14 protein-coding genes are annotated in these 15,488 nt (G+C 67.5%); 3 read left to right on the top strand and 11 right to left on the bottom strand.

Annotated features, from left to right (window positions below; genetic code table 11):
• Positions 1-43: 43 nt before the first annotated feature.
• The 6 genes from FGL98_RS08565 to FGL98_RS08540 are packed head-to-tail and all read right to left on the bottom strand — an operon-like array spanning position 44 to position 4,137.
• The gene (locus FGL98_RS08565; RefSeq protein WP_146316343.1) at positions 44-841 is read right to left on the bottom strand and encodes a DUF881 domain-containing protein; all 798 of its coding nucleotides are present in this window, start codon (positions 839-841) and stop codon (positions 44-46) included.
• Between the two features lie 55 nt (positions 842-896).
• On the bottom strand, positions 897-1,229 hold the full coding sequence (locus FGL98_RS08560) for a small basic family protein (protein ID WP_146316342.1): 333 nt from the start codon (positions 1,227-1,229) through the stop codon (positions 897-899).
• Positions 1,226-2,092 (bottom strand): DUF881 domain-containing protein, encoded by an 867-nt coding sequence (locus FGL98_RS08555; protein ID WP_146316341.1) that lies wholly within the window; start codon positions 2,090-2,092, stop codon positions 1,226-1,228. Before FGL98_RS08555 ends, FGL98_RS08560 begins: the two co-directional genes overlap by 4 nt.
• Positions 2,089-2,688 (bottom strand): cardiolipin synthase ClsA, encoded by a 600-nt coding sequence (gene clsA, locus FGL98_RS08550; RefSeq protein ID WP_146316340.1) that lies wholly within the window; start codon positions 2,686-2,688, stop codon positions 2,089-2,091. Before clsA ends, FGL98_RS08555 begins: the two co-directional genes overlap by 4 nt.
• A 1-nt stretch (position 2,689) precedes the next feature.
• Complete coding sequence (gene fdhD / locus FGL98_RS08545; protein ID WP_342779959.1) at positions 2,690-3,574, bottom strand: formate dehydrogenase accessory sulfurtransferase FdhD; 885 nt, start codon at positions 3,572-3,574, stop codon at positions 2,690-2,692.
• Positions 3,575-3,624: 50 nt separating this feature from the next.
• The gene (locus FGL98_RS08540) at positions 3,625-4,137 is read right to left on the bottom strand and encodes a GbsR/MarR family transcriptional regulator (RefSeq protein ID WP_222432072.1); all 513 of its coding nucleotides are present in this window, start codon (positions 4,135-4,137) and stop codon (positions 3,625-3,627) included.
• A gap of 74 nt (positions 4,138-4,211) precedes the next feature.
• On the opposite strand from FGL98_RS08540, the gene FGL98_RS08535 reads away from it, so the two are divergent.
• On the top strand, positions 4,212-5,117 hold the full coding sequence (locus FGL98_RS08535) for an ABC transporter ATP-binding protein (RefSeq protein ID WP_146316339.1): 906 nt from the start codon (positions 4,212-4,214) through the stop codon (positions 5,115-5,117).
• Positions 5,117-6,709 carry an ABC transporter permease gene (locus FGL98_RS08530; protein ID WP_146316338.1) on the top strand — a complete coding sequence of 531 codons (1,593 nt, stop codon included), beginning with the start codon at positions 5,117-5,119 and terminating at the stop codon, positions 6,707-6,709. Before FGL98_RS08535 ends, FGL98_RS08530 begins: the two co-directional genes overlap by 1 nt.
• 16 nt (positions 6,710-6,725) lie before the next feature.
• Here FGL98_RS08530 and FGL98_RS08525 read toward each other — a convergent pair whose 3' ends face one another.
• Positions 6,726-8,339, bottom strand: a complete 1,614-nt coding sequence (locus FGL98_RS08525; RefSeq protein WP_146316337.1) for a hypothetical protein — start codon at positions 8,337-8,339, stop codon at positions 6,726-6,728.
• A 241-nt stretch (positions 8,340-8,580) separates the two neighbouring features.
• On the opposite strand from FGL98_RS08525, the gene FGL98_RS08520 reads away from it, so the two are divergent.
• Positions 8,581-10,479 carry a glycoside hydrolase family 15 protein gene (locus FGL98_RS08520; protein ID WP_146316336.1) on the top strand — a complete coding sequence of 633 codons (1,899 nt, stop codon included), beginning with the start codon at positions 8,581-8,583 and terminating at the stop codon, positions 10,477-10,479.
• A gap of 13 nt (positions 10,480-10,492) precedes the next feature.
• Here the strand turns inward: FGL98_RS08520 and FGL98_RS08515 are convergent, their stop codons facing one another.
• The 4 genes from FGL98_RS08515 to FGL98_RS08500 all read right to left on the bottom strand — a co-directional run bounded on the left by FGL98_RS08515 (position 10,493) and on the right by FGL98_RS08500 (position 15,401).
• Positions 10,493-10,798: a hypothetical protein gene (locus FGL98_RS08515; protein ID WP_146316335.1), complete on the bottom strand. Its 306-nt coding sequence runs from the start codon at positions 10,796-10,798 to the stop codon at positions 10,493-10,495.
• Between the two features lie 119 nt (positions 10,799-10,917).
• Complete coding sequence (locus FGL98_RS08510) at positions 10,918-11,118, bottom strand: hypothetical protein (RefSeq protein WP_146316334.1); 201 nt, start codon at positions 11,116-11,118, stop codon at positions 10,918-10,920.
• 69 nt (positions 11,119-11,187) lie between these two features.
• Positions 11,188-13,914 (bottom strand): LuxR C-terminal-related transcriptional regulator, encoded by a 2,727-nt coding sequence (locus tag FGL98_RS08505; RefSeq protein ID WP_146316333.1) that lies wholly within the window; start codon positions 13,912-13,914, stop codon positions 11,188-11,190.
• 143 nt (positions 13,915-14,057) lie between these two features.
• Positions 14,058-15,401: a 6-phospho-beta-glucosidase gene (locus tag FGL98_RS08500; protein WP_146316332.1), complete on the bottom strand. Its 1,344-nt coding sequence runs from the start codon at positions 15,399-15,401 to the stop codon at positions 14,058-14,060.
• Positions 15,402-15,488: the final 87 nt, after the last annotated feature.

The raw sequence follows: 15,488 nt of genomic DNA, 5'->3' as shown, positions 1-15,488 counted from the left end.
ATCTCCTTCGTCGGTGAGTTACTAGTATCCAGCCAGACCTGGCCTACGGTGTCGAGCCGTCTGACTGAGCGTAACGAGGCACCGTGGGTGCCCGCAATGCGTCGATGTTAACGGTCTTCAAGGACGCCACGCTCGGGTGTGCGCCAAGTTGTTTGAGACTGTCGACGACACCGCCCGGAATCTCCATGGCCGTCGACATGGTGTGCGAGCTGCCGATGGCCAGAATGATGTATGGCGACTGCACCACCTGCCCGTCGACAACGAGGGCATTGTCGCCATTGACCCCGAACCAGGTGTCGGCCACGACGCGCACTCCGGCGATCTGGATCGCTTCCGCGCCCGCATCCCGCAGCTCCTCCACCGCGTCGAGAACGTTGGCCGCCTGCACGACGGCTTTCGGGTCGTTGATCGTCAGGGCGATCCCGGGGCCCTGCGCCGGCAGCGTGCCGGCCAGGATGCCCAGCACGTCCTTGCGCTCCTGCGCCGCAGACAGGGCCGCCTTGTCACCGGTTGAAGTCTGCAGCGAGGCTCGCGTGCGGGTGAGCTTGGCCTTCTCCTGGTCCAGGTGGAGGGACTGCTGGTTCACCCCGTCGAGCAGGGCGATCAGGTCTCCCTGGCTGAGGTTCTCCAGGCCGGAGGCCAGGTTCTCGTGGACCTGGGTGACCATGGCAAATCCGAGCGCCAGCGCGAGCAGCGTGGCAAAAACGTTTGCTCGGGTCGCTCGTGGCCGGCCCATCCGGAGCAGCCGGGCCCACCCGGATCGACCGGGCTCTGCCGAGGTGCCCTCCGCGGGCCGAACCGGTGGCTCCTCGCCTTCTTGAGAACTTTGTGGGGCGATCATGTCGGGGCCCCCGCGAAGTACCGAGCGAGGGACGAGTGAGGACTTTGTGGGGCGATCATGCGTGGAAGAGGTGACGACGGATGGCGGCCATGTTGCTGAAGATGCGCAGCCCCAGGACGACGACGACCCCCGTCGACAGCTGCGAGCCGACACCGAGCTGGTCGCCGAGGAACACGATCAGCGCTGCCACCACGACGTTCGACAGGAACGAGATGACGAAGACCCGGTCGTTGAAGATGCCGTCCAGCACGGCACGGACGGCACCGAATACGGCGTCCAGGGCTGCGACGACGGCGATCGGCAGGTAGGGCTGCAGCCACAGGGGCACGTCGGGGTGCAGCAGGAGGCCGAGGATCAGGCCGGCCACCAGCCCGAGAGCAGGTATCACTTCTTCTCCTTGGAGACCTTGGCGTAGGCCAGCAATGGTGCTGGGCCGGCGGGAACGTTGACGGACTTGCTCGTGCTCATGGTGCTTCGGATGCCGTAGCTGCCCACGAGGCCGCCCAGGTACACACCGCCGGTGCCGGCCTTGAACTTCCTCTCCATCTCATTGCCTGCACCGACCGCCGTGATCGTATATGGCGGGCTCAGTGGCCGAAAGTTGACCAGAATCGCCTCCCCTGCGAACCGGATGGCGGTCTCGGCTGTGAGTCGCTGTCCGTTGATCGCCATCGCCTCGGCGCCGGACTGCCACAACCCGTTCACGATGATCTGCATGTCGGACGACGTCACGCGCCCGTCACTACTGCTGTCGGTGCGGGGGTTGCCCTGGGCGTCGGTGTCGGCCCCCTTGGCGTCATCGATGCTCAGATTCAGCCCGGGCCCCTTCACTGCCACGGCGCCGGTCAGCACGGCCAGGCGGGACAACTGCGTGGACTGGTCGCTGCGGTGCACGTGCTTCAACGCCTGGTTCTGGTAGGCGGTGATCTGCCGCTGCAGCTCGTTGATGGCGCTGGTGTCGGAGTCGATGGTGTCCTGGCGGGCCTGGACACTGCTCACCAACTGGTCGTGCTGCTTCTTCGCCAGGCCGAGCGGCAGGCGCAGGGTCAGGGCCGACGTTGCCAGACCTACACCGACCAGAAGGCAGACGATGAGCAGCATCGGCGAGCGTAGGCCGGTGGACCGGGGCCGGTCCTCCCGCTCACGACGCGCGGCGGCGGCCTCGTAGGCCGGGTCGAGCGGATGCGTCATCAGCTCGGTGATCAGCGACATCGATGCGGCCGGGTCGCGTGCGGTTGACGGTGCGCTCACAGCGCGGCACCCGTGCGACGTTGGCGGACCATCCCGAGAATCTGCCGGGCATACATGATGCCCGCGACCCAGTAGAGCCCAAGGCCCCACCAGGCGAACGACCAGCCGAGCGGAAGTGCGACGCTGCCGACCGGGCCATCCTGTTGCCCCAGCAGAATCAGCGGGAACGCGTAGATGAGGCAGAACGTCGCGAGCTTGCCGATGAAATGCACTGGGGGTATCGGCAGTCGGTGGCGCCGCAGTGGAAGGGCAAACGCCGCGACGAACACCTCACGGGCAAGCAGGAGCGCGACGAGCCACCACGGGATGATGCTGCGAGACGCCAGGCCGAGCAGCGTCGACAGGATGTAGAGCCGGTCGGCGGCCGGATCCAGTAGCTGACCGAGTCTGGTGACCAGCCCGTAGTGGCGCGCGATCTTGCCGTCCAGGTAGTCGGTGACACCCGACACGGCAAGGACGGCGAAGGCCCAGAGGTCGTGATGCTCGAGGAGAAGCCACAGAAAGATCGGGACGGCGATGAGCCGCAGCATCGACAGCAGGTTCGGCACCGTCCAGACGCGGGTGCTCAGCGCCGGTTCGTCCTCCACGTCCTGCATGCTAGGCGGAGGTTGGCATCTGCACCCGCGCCGGGTGACTACAGATCGACAACGTTCTGCCACGGGTGAAGGCGACCAGGGTCACGCCCAGCTCGTCGGCGGCCTCGATCGCGAGGCTCGACGGGGCGGAGACGCACGCGAGAACGGGCACGCCGGCCATCGCGGCCTTCTGCACGATTTCGAAGGAGGCCCGCGAGGACACAGTCAACACCAGGTCCTTGCAGGATCGGCCGTTCATCAGCGCCCAGCCGACAACCTTGTCGACGGCGTTGTGTCGTCCAATGTCCTCGCGCACAACCAGTGCCTGCCCCTCCGTCGTGAACAGGCCCGCTGCGTGGACTCCACCGGTCCGCTCGAAGACGAGCTGCCGCTCACGCAACCGGGTCGGCAGGCCGGCGATGGCCTCCGCGGCCACCATCGGGACTTCCGCGTCCTGCAGATTCGACCCGGGCCTCGCCGCGGCGACCGCGTCGATGCTCGTCTTTCCGCACAGCCCGCAGCCGCCGTGCATCACCAGGCTGCGTTGCGCGCTGACGGGGATGCTCTCGCCGGGACTGCTCAAGGTGACGTCGACGACGTTCAGGGCCTCTGTGTCGGCGCAGTAACGCGCAAGCCTGACGTCTTCTCGATCATGCACGATGCCTTCGCCGGCAAGGAACCCGTGCACCAGCTCGATGTCGTTACCGGGGGTGCGCATCGTGACGGTGACGGCCGTGCCGCCGACGCGGATCTCGAGGGGCTCCTCGACCGCGACGGTATCGGTGCGCTCGCTTACGCCGGTGTCCAGATCGACCCGGACAACCCGGCGCGGTGTGGTGATGCGTCCCATCAGCATGCACGCTCGGATCGGATCGGCACGGGCCGATCCGCCTGCGCTGTTCTCCACGTCATGCCCTCCAGTGTCGCAGCAGGCGCCCAGGTCGGACGGTCGGACCGTCAGGACCTGCGGGTGTCGTCCTGCGCTGCCTCATGGGCGTGCCACCGCTCCATCAGCGCGGTGAGCTCGACCTGCATGAACGTGAAGAAGTCGGCCATGCGGTCGAGGCGCGCACCCGCATCGGTCTGCGGCCCGAGCTCGACTGCGCCGCGATGCATCACGGACTGCCAGCGTTCGAGCACGTTCCCACGGCTGAGTAGCGCCTCGTACCAGATATCGTCCACCGTCGTGAACTCGTCGCGCCGCGCGCCGAGCGGCCTGCTGCGGCGCACCATGTCGACCTGTTCTAGATACCGCGCTGCACCGGAGATGGCGGCCGGACTGGCTTGCAGCTGTGCACACAGGTCGGCCGCAGTGAGCGTCCCGGCCTCGCTGGCGACGATGGCGGAGAACATCCGGGCCGCCATCCTCGGCAGACCCGCACCCGTCAGCTCCTCCCCCATGCGCTCGATGAACCTGCGTCGAGCCTGTTCTGGCATGAGTCCATCGATTTCGGTCTTGCGGCGTGGCATACCGGCATCATGTCACGGATTTCATGCAGTTTTAAAGATTCACGTATTTATGAAATGCGCGTACCGTGGTCGGTATGAGCAAAGCGATCTGGACCGATGGGCTCACCAAGAGCTTCGGTGCCATTCGGGCACTCGACGCGCTCGACCTGTCGGTGGAGCTTGGTGAGGTGCATGGTTTCCTCGGTCCGAACGGCGCCGGCAAGTCGACCACTCTGCGGGTACTGCTGGGCACCGTGCGCGCAGATGCCGGCATGGCCCGCGTCCTCGATGGGGATCCGTGGCGCGACGCAGCGAGTCTGCACCGTCGACTGGCCTACGTTCCCGGCGATGTGGACCTGTGGCCGGGCCTGAGCGGTGGCGAGGTGATCGATCTGTTGGGACGACTGCGCGGGGGCCTGAATGAGGCCCGGCGAGCCGAGCTGCTTGACCGGTTCGAACTGGATCCACGAAAGAAGGCGGGCACCTATTCGAAGGGGAATCGCCAGAAGGTCGTCCTCGTCGCCGCGTTGGCGGCCGATGTGGAGCTACTGCTCCTGGACGAGCCGACGAGCGGTCTTGATCCTTTGATGGAGAGGATCTTTCAGGAATGCGTCATGGAGGCTGCGTCGCAAGGCCGCACCGTCCTGCTGTCCAGTCACATCATGTCCGAGGTGGAACAGCTGTGTGACAGCGTCTCCATCATTCGCGCCGGCCGGGTCGTGGAGACCGGCTCGCTGGAGCACCTGCGCCACCTCACCGGCAGTCGGGTGATGGCGACCGTGCAGCAGGACGTGCCTGACAGCCTGCTCGCCGTGCCCGGCGTCCAGGGCGGAACAGTCGACGGGCGTCGGTTCAGTGCGCAGGTGGATGCCGCGCACCTCGGCGAGGTGTTGGAACGCCTCACGGCCCTGGGTGTCACCGCACTGACCAGCACGCCCCCGAGTCTGGAGGAGATCTTCCTGTCGCATTACCACCACGAGCCCGTCGATGGGCATTCCTGATGGGACGCACCGGCATCGGGGTCCTGCTTCGTGCAGCGCTGCGTCGCGATCGCGTGGTCCTGCCGATCGTTGTCCTCCTCCTGGTGCTCGAAACGGTGGCGAACGCCGGCTTGTATAGCTCCCTCTATCCCACCGCCGCGGATCGAGCACGCCTGACCACGGCATCCGCGTCGAACGCAGCGATGCGCGCCCTTTATGGTCCGGTATTCGATCTGTCCACCGCGGGCGGCTTCACCGCGTGGCGCGTGGGTGGGTTCGTCGCGACCTGCGTCGGCCTCATGGCGATGCTTCTCGTGATTCGGCACACCCGCGCCGACGAGGAGACCGGGCGGACCGAACTGATCCGCTCGCAACCCTTGGGTCGGCATGCGGTCCTCGCCTCCGCTCTGCTCACCTGCGCTGTCGGCGGCCTCGCGGTGGGTGTGCTCGCTGCGATCGGTCTGATCGTCCTGGGCCTGCCCGTGGGGGGATCCCTCACACTCGGAGCAGGATTCACTCTCACCGCCCTCGTGTTCGCAGGTGTCGGAGGGGTGGCTGCTCAACTGGCCGAGCGCGCACGAACAGCTCGAGCACTGGCCGGCTCAGTGCTGGGCCTGTCGTATATCGCTCGTGCAGTTGGTGATTCATCCACTCCGCTACACTGGTGCAGCTGGTTGTCGCCCATCGGTTGGGCCGAACGGCTACGGCCCTTCGCCGGCGACCGCGTCGGCCCCGCCGCTTTGTCGATTGCCGCAACCATCGTGCTGGTCCTTGCCGCAGCGCTGCTCGAGTCCCGACGGGATCTCGGTGCCGGCATGTATCCCGCTCGCGCGGGGCGCCCGAGGGCAAGCCGCGCCCTCAACGGCATCGCTCCCTTGGCGGCTCGACTGCAGTGGGCGCCACTGACCTGGTGGGCCGGTGGACTGCTCATCACGGGTTTCGCCACCGGATCGATCGCGAGCGGCTTGCTCGAGACGTTGCGGGACACCCCCTCGGCGCTCACGCTTCTTCAGCGTATGGGTGGGCGTGGCGCCCTGGTCGATACCTACTTCGCGGCCGTGATCCCCACGATCGCCGTTGTTGCGCTGGCACAGGGGGTCGCAGTTATCGCCCGCCTGTCCACTGAGGAGTCGACTGGCCGAGCGGAGCTTCTGCTGTCAACGCCGGTGAACCGACGGGCCATGCTTGCCGCGCACGTTGGCTGGGCACTCCTTGGAGCGGTCCTCCTGATGGTCGCGCTGGGGCTGGGACTCGGACTCGGCTACACAGCGGCTGGAGGCCCGTTGGATCAGCTGATCGGTCTGATCGGCGCCTGCCTGGCACAGGTGCCGGCCATGTGGGTGGTCATCGCTGCCGGTGCAGGGTGCCTGGGCCTGTCCGCGCGGCTTGCGCCGGTCCCGTGGGCACTTCTTGTCGGGTGCGTGGCGCTCGCCTGGTTGGGTCCTCTGTTAAGGCTTCCCGGTGCCGTCATGGGACTCTCGCCCTTCAGCCACCTGACGGATCTGCCCGGAAGCCAGGTCGCGTGGACCGTGCTGTCGGCCTGCGCTGCACTTGCGGGCGTCGGACTTGCGGCCGCTGCGGTGGCATACCGTCGGCGGGACATTTCGGGCTGAGCCGTGCAGCGATGACTCAGACGGCCGCCTTCTCGCGACCGTCCTGCTCTGCCACGGTGCGGCCCCGGATCGGCTCCGGCGCCTGAGTGGAGAACTGGCTCACGCACCGCTCGTTCAACGTCGTGCGTGGCGCATCGAGGACGGCCGGGCCGATCGTGCGCCACCACTTCGCGCTCTCGGCGACCGCGTCGTCCAGGTGGGCGGTGCGAAGGCTCGGATGGGCCGACATCCCGGCGGCATACGTCGCTGCCCAACGCAGCGCAGGCTGGCCCAGACGCTCGAGCAGGTCAACCTCGCACGGGACGCCACCGGCGTGGGCCAACGCATGCAGCGCGATCTGCTGCAGCTCGAGCTCTGGGCGCTCCAGGACCTCCAGGAGTCGCGCATGCTGCTCGGGGCCGGCGAGGTAGGACAGCAGCTGTCCGGCGGCGTCCCGAGCAACGGGGTCCGCCGTGGTCGTGACGACGTCTAGGGCGGTGTCCGCCAGAGATACCCGGTACGGGCTGGCCATGAGCATCAGTGAGGAGTGGTGCTGGCGCTCGAGGAAGTCCTCGGTCAGTGCCTCCCGAACGAGGCGTTCGAGCATCTGGTCGCCGTGCACCCCCGAGTGCATCGCCGCCGCCTGCAGGTATCGCTGCAGCTGCGCCGGATCCTGAATGTGCGCGCCGTGCGGTCGATCTCCGGGGTTGCTGCCGAGCAGTGCGACCACCATCCTGGTCATCTGCAGTGAGATGCGCTGCGCGAGTATGAAGGCGGGCTGTCCCCCGTCGTCCGGGTCCTCCCTGGCAACGGTGAGTACTGCGTGCTGGATGCGGTTGATCTGATCGACGGTGAGCGATCCGAGGACCACTGGCTGCAGTAGGGCGCGAGCCGCGCCGAGCCGCACCCGGTGACGGCGGTGCACAAAGAGGTCGACCAGGAGGTCCAGCGTCTCGGGGTCGTTGGTCTCGCCGAGCACGCTCAGGGCGTCGAGCAGGCACCCGGAACCGGGGGTCTCGACGGTGTCCAGCACGGCGGTCGTCACCGGGCGCCGCGTGACCGGGTCACTCATCAGGCGCGCCAATGCCTCATATCGTCCGACGTAGGCGGTTCCGATCGAGCGCAGCATCTCAACCAGCAGTTGGCGCACCCAGCACGCCAGCACCGATGGAGGCAGCACCACTCCCCCCGGCTGGACCAGCATGTAGGACAGCTGCAGCCAGTCGGCGGCCGATGCCTCGTGCGCAGAGATTCGCTGCTCAAGTCGGCTCAGCTGAAGGGAGAGACTTGACCGGTCGACGAGCTCTGGGTGCTCGACAGTGTCCACGGCGCCAAGGCGGCGCAGTGCCTCGCATACCCCGCGCAACTGGCCGCTCGGCAGCTCCAGCACCTGCTCGTATGCCGTCAGCATGGCGCCGGAGATCTCCTCCTGGCCGTGCTCGCGGCGACTCAGAGCGGAAGCTCCCACGGGAAAGCCCGCGCTCGTGAGACGTCTGCTGAATTCGGTGCCGGTGCCACCGATCGGTGACGCCATCCGACTGACGCGCACCAGCCAGGCGACGCGGGCGCGCGCGTCCACCCGCGCACCTCGCAGTGGCGAGTGGTCAACTGGTAGATCGCGCGGCCGTCCGCGCATGGAGGACCAAGTCATGATCGCCTCCCAGAGGTCGTGGCTTGAAACCCTCCAACGACGTGAACTTGGTGTGGCGTCGTAGTAGGGATCTGCTTAACAGCGATCGTACGTGGCATTACCATACTTGGAGCCTCATTTGGGATTTTGCAGCCGTTGAATCGTCTGACCCGCTTGGGTGTCGGCCCGCCCAGCGTGCCTGGACGTCCCTGTGGCCGGTGTGGCCCTTGTCCGTTGTTGCGCCTGGTGGGACGCTGACTCGATGAACGTCACGACAGATCCCGATGGGTTTCGGCATGCGAATCTCGCGGCGCCACGGAGCGTTCCGATAGGCGACTACGGCTTCCTCTCGGATGGCGAGGTAACGGCGCTGGTCTCGCCGAGCGGCGATGTCGACTGGATGTGTCTGCCCCGAATGGACTCCGGCAGCGTGTTCGGCTCGCTCATCGGTCGGCACGCCGGGCAGTTCAGCCTGGCGCCGTCCGACGCCGTCGTGCCGGTAGCACGACGCTATCTGCCGGGCACCATGGTGCTGGAGACCAGTTGGGGAACACCGACGGGGTGGATCGTCGTTCGAGACCTTCTGGTCATCGGTCCATGGCGCCATGAGCAAGAGCTCGACCGGACCTTGCGACGGATACCGACGGACTACGACGCCGAGCACATCCTGTTGCGCACGGTCCGCTGCGTGTCGGGTGAGGTGCAGGTGGTCACGGAGTGCGAGCCGGTCCTCGACTACGGCCGTAAACCTGTCACCTGGTCCTACACGGACAAGGTCTACCACGAGGCGGTGGCGTCGGCGACGGGCAGCGATCTGACCGTCAAGCTCACAACGGACCTTCGACTGGGCTTCGAGGGTGGCCGGGCGGCCGCGCGGACCCTCCTGAAGGAGGGTGACCTGAGGTTCATCGCGTTGTCCTGGGGCGAGAACAACGAGGCCCCAACTACCTTCGACGACGCCTACAAACGGCTGGTCTGGACGGCGCACCACTGGCAGCACTGGCTGGCCCGCGGCAAGTTCCCGGACCATCCGTGGCGCAGCTACCTGCAGCGAAGCGCACTCACGCTCAAGGGGCTGACGTATGCGCCGACCGGCGCGATCGCGGCGGCGTCCACCACCTCGTTGCCCGAAACGATCGGCGGCAGCCGCAACTACGACTACCGCTACGCCTGGATCCGGGACGCAACCTTCGCGCTGTGGGGCCTGTACTCGTTGGGCTTCGACTGGGAGGCCGTCGACTTCTTCTCCTTCATCGCCGACGTGGCCGAGGGAGCGGACGACCTGCAGATCATGTATGGCATCGATGGTCGCCCCGACCTGGAGGAGTACGTCCTGGAGCACCTGAGCGGGTATGCCGGCTCCCGCCCGGTGCGCATCGGCAACGCCGCACACTCCCAGGTGCAGCACGATGTCTGGGGAGCCCTGCTGGACTCGGTCTACCTGCACTCGAAGACTGCCGACCATGTCGACAGCCGCATCTGGCCCATCCTCGGCAAGCAGGTCGAAGCCGCTCTGAAGCACTGGCGCGAGCCGGATGCGGGGATCTGGGAGGTTCGCGGTGCGGCCAAGCATTTCACGTCCTCGAAGATCATGTGCTGGGTCGCGGTCGACCGCGGTGCTCGGCTCGCAGAGATGATCGGCGAGGCGGCGGAGGCGGAACGCTGGCAGTTGGCCGCCGACGAGATCCGCGACGACATCCTCGCCAACGGCCTGCGCGAGGACGGCGCCCTCACGCAGTACTACGGGTCCACGGCCTTGGATGCGTCCTTGCTGCTCGCCCCGCTCGTGCGATTCCTGCCGAACGACGACCCGCGTATTCGTGCGACCGTGCTCGCGATCGCCGACGAGCTGACGCAGGATGGGCTCGTGCTGCGCTATCGCACCGAGGAGACGGACGACGGGTTCCGCGGCGCGGAGGGATCGTTCACGATCTGCTCGTTCTGGCTGGTCTCGGCGCTGTGCGAGATCGGCGAGCTGGATCGAGCGCGGGCCCTGTGCGCCAAGCTGCTCTCGCTGGCTGGACCACTGGAGCTGTACGCCGAGGAGATCGACAGTCGCTCCGGTCGGCATCTGGGCAACTTCCCGCAGGCGTTCACTCACCTGGCACTCATCAATGCGGTGATGCACGTCATTTCGTTGGACACACCAACTGGCCCTTGATGTCCACGGTGTCTCACGCAAGTCGGCGAGCCCCCACCAGACGCAGCAGGGCATCCGAGAGCCGTCGGCGGCGCAGGGCGGAACACGCACTGTCTGCCACCGGCGGTGCGGCGGTCCGATGACCTGTCCGCGCACCACCGGTGGCACAGGTGCCCACTGATCCTTCGCCCGTGACGGCACGTTCACTGACGTGCAGACGCGCGGGCCCTCCGAGCGCGCCCTGGATGAGAGGACCGGGACGCTGGCCCCGTGCGGCCAGGTCTGCCAGTTCGGCCAGGTCCAGCGGTCGATGCCCCATCCACCGCGGCACTGCAGTCATCTCAACGGCCCTCCCATGCGCCAGTTCCTACAGTTGACGAGCGTAGGGATCGGCCCGGGGAAGGACCTCAGTGATCGAGTACTGATCTTCGAGATGAACCCGATGGCCGGTCCCGCGTGCTAGCGACTCGAGGATGGGGAGTGCGTCTGAGAGACCAGGTTGCTCAGCTTCGCGTCGGCCACCTCGAGGGTGCTGGCCACGCTTTCGCCGGGTATGCCGAGGGCGGTGGCGATCACGGCATCCGGATACCCAGCATTGCGGAGCCTCAGGGCCACCGCCAGCCCGGGCGGCAGCTGGTCGAGCAGACTCGCCATGTTCATGCGACCAACGTACGGCTCCCAGCGGGCGGCAGTCCCCAGTAACCGGCCACTGAAGTTGTCAGAGGCGTTTCACACTCGGCCGCCCCGGCTGAGGTCCGCACCGTCGATGGCAGCGCCCAACTGGTCGCGGTGGGTTACGCCGAGCTTCGCAAACGACTGGTAGAGGTGTGACTCGACGGTTCGCACTGACAGCACAAGATGTGCCGCGATCTCGGCGTTGGACAGACCCTGTCCTGCGAGACGGGCAACCTCGAGCTCCCTTCTGCTGAGGTGAGGGGTGCTCATCTGGAGGCTCATGGCCGGCGTCCGCGCGCCCTCGCAGCGGCTGGCCAGCGCGTGACTGCGGCCGGCGGCCTTGGTGGCCGCGGTGGTCGCCCCCGCGCTCGCGAAGGCGCGCGAGCCCTGGGCCGCGGATTCTGCGGCTTGCAGCCACATGCCCCGTCGTGAGAACTGCGCTGCGGACTCCATCAGTGCGCGGCCATCCCGGTTCACGAGGGCGGCCGTGTGCTCGGCGAGGACGTGCGGGAGGTCGCTCTCCATGTTTGAGGCGATCTCTTGCAGCGGCCGCAGCAGCCGGGCAGGTGAGCCCCCGACCTGGGCCGCGAGGTGCAGCAGCCGGGCTCGTGGGATGGCCAGTTCGCTCAGCTCGCCGGCTCCGGCGAGGAGGCAGCGCTCCGCAGCCACACTGTCTCCGGCCATCAGGGCAATGAGGGACTCGGCGATGACGTCGTCGGCCCGGCTTCGCGTGCTCGGCTCACGAGGCGCTCGAGCACGGGCCTCCTGGAGCGCCGCGCGGGCCGAGTCCATCCGACCGGTCAGTGCACGTGCCTGGGCGATCATGCTCATCGTCCAGGACACGCCCCCGCCGATGTCAGCCTGCCGGAAGGCGCTGTTGGCCTGGAGCAGCTCGCGATGCGCGCTCTGCGGCCGACCCTGCTGGAGCAGGGTGCCACCAAGAACCAGGGCCACCAGCGCACGCACACTTGGGTCTGCCGCATCGATCGTCTGCTCGCGAAGAGCTGAAACGAGCTCGACTGCCCGGGCCACCCTTCCCTCGCAGGTCAGGCACAGCGCTTCTTGGAGAACGGCCGAGAAGGCTCCTCGTCGAACCTCCGGCAGCTCTGTCCGGCCGAGCGCCTTGAGCCTGACGTGCAGCGCACCCGCCGAGCGGGTCCAGCCGAGGTAGGCCATGGCCTCCCCGGCGACTTCGAGTGCTACCAAGGACGGCACCGGCCCTGCACCTACCGGGTCCTCAAGCACGGGGCGGGTTGCCTCGATCGTCTCGACGAGGCGCCCCTCATCAAGATAGAGGCTGCCGCGGTAGGCCGCGGACAGCAACCTGGCATGGGTGGCATGATCGGCGTCGATGGTCGTCCCGGTGTGGTGTGTGGCGAACCGATCGACCATGGCCAGTGCGTCCGCCCGCCGGGCAAGACCCAACGCAAGCGCATGATGCCTGGTCACCAGGTAGCGCTCGTGGAGCTCGGCGTGGCCGACGCCGAGGATCTCGTCCTCGGCCGCGGCGAGGGTGGCATTCGCCTTCTCGAACTCGTTCTGCCCGTTGTAGGCAATGGCCAGCTCGATCGCTGCGCCGGGGCCCGCATCGTGATCCAGGGCGGCCGCCGCCAAACGCTGGGCGACCCGATGCTCGAAGGTCTGGTTGGCCCGACGTGCTGCATCGAGCAGCAGGTCCGCCGAGACCGGGCCGCCCAGTTCCAGACGCCAGGTGGCGACCCGCACGGTGTCACCGCCACCGGCTTGCCGGACCTCTGGCTCGAGGACGTCCACCAGACATCGTCGGAGCCGACGTTGCGCGAGGTAGCCCAACTGCCCGAGGACGACCTCGCCGTACAACGGGTGCCCGAGACGGAACACCGCGTCGGTGTCTTCCGCTGACACGCGGATGAGCCCGGCACGCTCCAGTGCTGACAGGCTGTTGGCAGTGACGACCTGTTCGGCAAGTCGGGCCGCCAGCGGCTCGCCGAGAGCGACCAGTCCGAGGGCCTCGCGCGCCGGGCCGTCGAGCCCCTGCAGTCGTTGGCTCACCGCGTCGACCAGCCGGGGTGCCAGCGTCACCTCGCCGTCCCACATCCACATCCCGTCGATGCAGCGGAGTGACCCACTCTCGGCCGCTCCGAGGACCAGTTCCTTGGCAAACAGGAGGTTCCCGCCGCTCACGCGCGCCAGTCGTCGTTTCGTGCGGTCCCCCACCTCCTCCGCAAACGCCGAGTCGATGAACGCCTCGACCTCGCGCACCGAGAACGGCTGCAGATCGACTCGCACGGCGAGTCCGTCCTTCCAGAGGGTAGTCACCGGATCGGGCGGGACCTCCCCTCTTCGGACGGTGACGAAGACAGTGGCGGCTCCGGTGAGCGCGAGGTGCAGGATGAGTGCGGCGCTGCCGACATCCAGCAGATGCGCGTCGTCAAGAGCGATCACCGGACGGGGTCGGTCGGCCGTCCTCAACGACTCGCCGACAGCCCGGTACCACGAGGTCAGGTCCTGATGTCGCTCGACGGGCACGTGCGGGACAAGGTGAGCCAGCGCTGCATACGGCGTGACGCCGGCGGACCGGGTGGCGATGGCCAGCATGGTCGGCACCCCGCGCTGCCGGGCCCAGTGCATCGCCTCACGAAGGAGACGGCTCTTGCCCATCCCTGCGGGTGAGACGATCACGACCCCCGAAGGGTCCTCCGGATGCTCGACGCCCGCATCGATCTCGGCCAGCAGGACCGCGAGCTCTTCCGACCGCGACTGAAATGGCCAGTCGTGGAGAGGACCGGTGCTGTCGCGCATCTCCCGCCTCCGGCCCGCGATCTCGCCGGCCCGAATAATCCCCGACTCCGTGCAGTTCAGGATTAATGGTAGGCCTCGTTCGTCCGTGGCGTCCCGGGCTTGAGGAGATCTGCGGGAGCGTGTGCGTGCACGATGTCCTTGCGTCAACCGTTCGAGTGGAAGACTTCGTCGAGCGAGGGTATTCGCTCTCGGTATCCCTGCAGCAGGATCCGCGCCACCGTCACCGAGTCGACAAGAGGATGCAGGGCCAGAGCCATGCGGGCGAGCCGTTCTGAACCTTCCAGCGCCGCACGAATGGTGAGCTGCTCCACCGCCTTGACCTGCTGCACGAGTCCCGCCGGATGGCCGGTGAGCTGCGCGATGCGCGTCGGCGTCGCACCTGAGGAGTCGACGACGCAGGGCACCTCGACCACGGCGTCCGGAGGAAGGCCCGGGAGGGTCGAGCCGTTGCGCACATTCAGGATCTGGTGAGTCGGCTCGTCTCGAGCGAGGGCAGTCATGAGAGCGAGCGCAACCGCCTCGTATCCTCCACCCGCGACGTCGGCGGCGTCGCGTTCCTCGCCCTCGCTGCGGCTCTCCTTCATATAGGTCGCGTCGCGCGCCTGCCGGGCAGCGCGCCAGGTCGCCAGTGCGGCGTCGGGATGGTGACACACCTCCTGGTAGAAGGTCGACTGCTGGTCGAGCAGCAGCTCACCCCGCGTCTGGGGTCCCCCCTTGATCGATGAGATCGCGTCGCGGGTGAAGTAGTAATAGTAGAGGTACTCTCCCGGAATCATGCCCAGGTCGTGCAGCCACTCAACGCCGAACAGCCTGCCCTCCTCGATCGTGGACAGGCGCTGCGGATCCTCGAGGAGCCTCGGCAGCGCATCCGCTCCATCGATCGGAAGCGAACGCAACCAGCCGAGGTGGTTGATTCCGGCGTAGTCGAAGGTGGCGCGGGTGGGGTCGAGGTCCAACGCCCGTGCCGCCCGTCGACCGAGGCCGACCGGCGTGTCACAGATGCCGATGACGCGGGAGTCCAGCACGGACTGCATTGCCTCGGTGATCATGCCCGCAGGGTTGGTGAAGTTGATGACCCATGCCCCGGGCGCGACCGCGCGCACTCGCTCGGCGACGTGGACGGCGGCCGGCACGGTGCGCAGACCGTAGGCGACACCGCCCGGACCGGTCGTCTCCTGACCCAGCAGACCGAGGTCGAGCGCCACCCGCTCATCGGCAGTTCGGCCGGCCAGGCCGCCGATCCGCATGGCGGAGAAGACGAAGTCCGCGCCGCCGAGCGCATCGTCCAGGTGGGTGCCGGACCGCACCGCAGGACCGCCGGCAGTGTCGCGCATCTGGGCCAGTACCCGCTCGACAGCGCTCAGTCGCTCCGGATCGACGTCGTGCAGAACCACCCGGTCAACCCGAAGGTCGCAATGGTCGGACTGGAGCGCACCGTAGACCAGTGGTACGCGGAATCCCCCGCCGCCCAATATGGTCAGCTGCATCCCACCCACCGTCCTTCGCTGTCATGATGAAGTAGTCGCCCGAGCACCACACGGGCAAGTCTTGCAGGCGGGCGAGCAGATCGCCGC

The sequence above is a fragment of the Leekyejoonella antrihumi genome (assembly GCF_007845645.1).
Lineage (GTDB): Bacteria > Actinomycetota > Actinomycetes > Actinomycetales > Dermatophilaceae > Leekyejoonella > Leekyejoonella antrihumi.
The sequence above is the reverse complement of the archived record's forward strand: the minus strand, read 5'-3'. Positions and strand labels throughout refer to the sequence as shown.

Coding starts and splice junctions, on each gene's coding strand:
- FGL98_RS08515 (WP_146316335.1), bottom strand. CDS start 10,798: ATGACTGCAGTGCCGCGGTGGATGGGGCATCGACCGCTGGACCTGGCC.
- FGL98_RS08505 (WP_146316333.1), bottom strand. CDS start 13,914: ATGCGCGACAGCACCGGTCCTCTCCACGACTGGCCATTTCAGTCGCGG.
- FGL98_RS08500 (WP_146316332.1), bottom strand. CDS start 15,401: ATGCAGCTGACCATATTGGGCGGCGGGGGATTCCGCGTACCACTGGTC.
- FGL98_RS08525 (WP_146316337.1), bottom strand. CDS start 8,339: ATGACTTGGTCCTCCATGCGCGGACGGCCGCGCGATCTACCAGTTGAC.
- FGL98_RS08540 (WP_222432072.1), bottom strand. CDS start 4,137: ATGCCACGCCGCAAGACCGAAATCGATGGACTCATGCCAGAACAGGCT.
- FGL98_RS08530 (WP_146316338.1), top strand. CDS start 5,117: ATGGGACGCACCGGCATCGGGGTCCTGCTTCGTGCAGCGCTGCGTCGC.
- FGL98_RS08520 (WP_146316336.1), top strand. CDS start 8,581: ATGAACGTCACGACAGATCCCGATGGGTTTCGGCATGCGAATCTCGCG.
- FGL98_RS08535 (WP_146316339.1), top strand. CDS start 4,212: ATGAGCAAAGCGATCTGGACCGATGGGCTCACCAAGAGCTTCGGTGCC.
- FGL98_RS08565 (WP_146316343.1), bottom strand. CDS start 841: ATGATCGCCCCACAAAGTTCTCAAGAAGGCGAGGAGCCACCGGTTCGG.
- FGL98_RS08510 (WP_146316334.1), bottom strand. CDS start 11,118: ATGAACATGGCGAGTCTGCTCGACCAGCTGCCGCCCGGGCTGGCGGTG.
- clsA (WP_146316340.1), bottom strand. CDS start 2,688: ATGCAGGACGTGGAGGACGAACCGGCGCTGAGCACCCGCGTCTGGACG.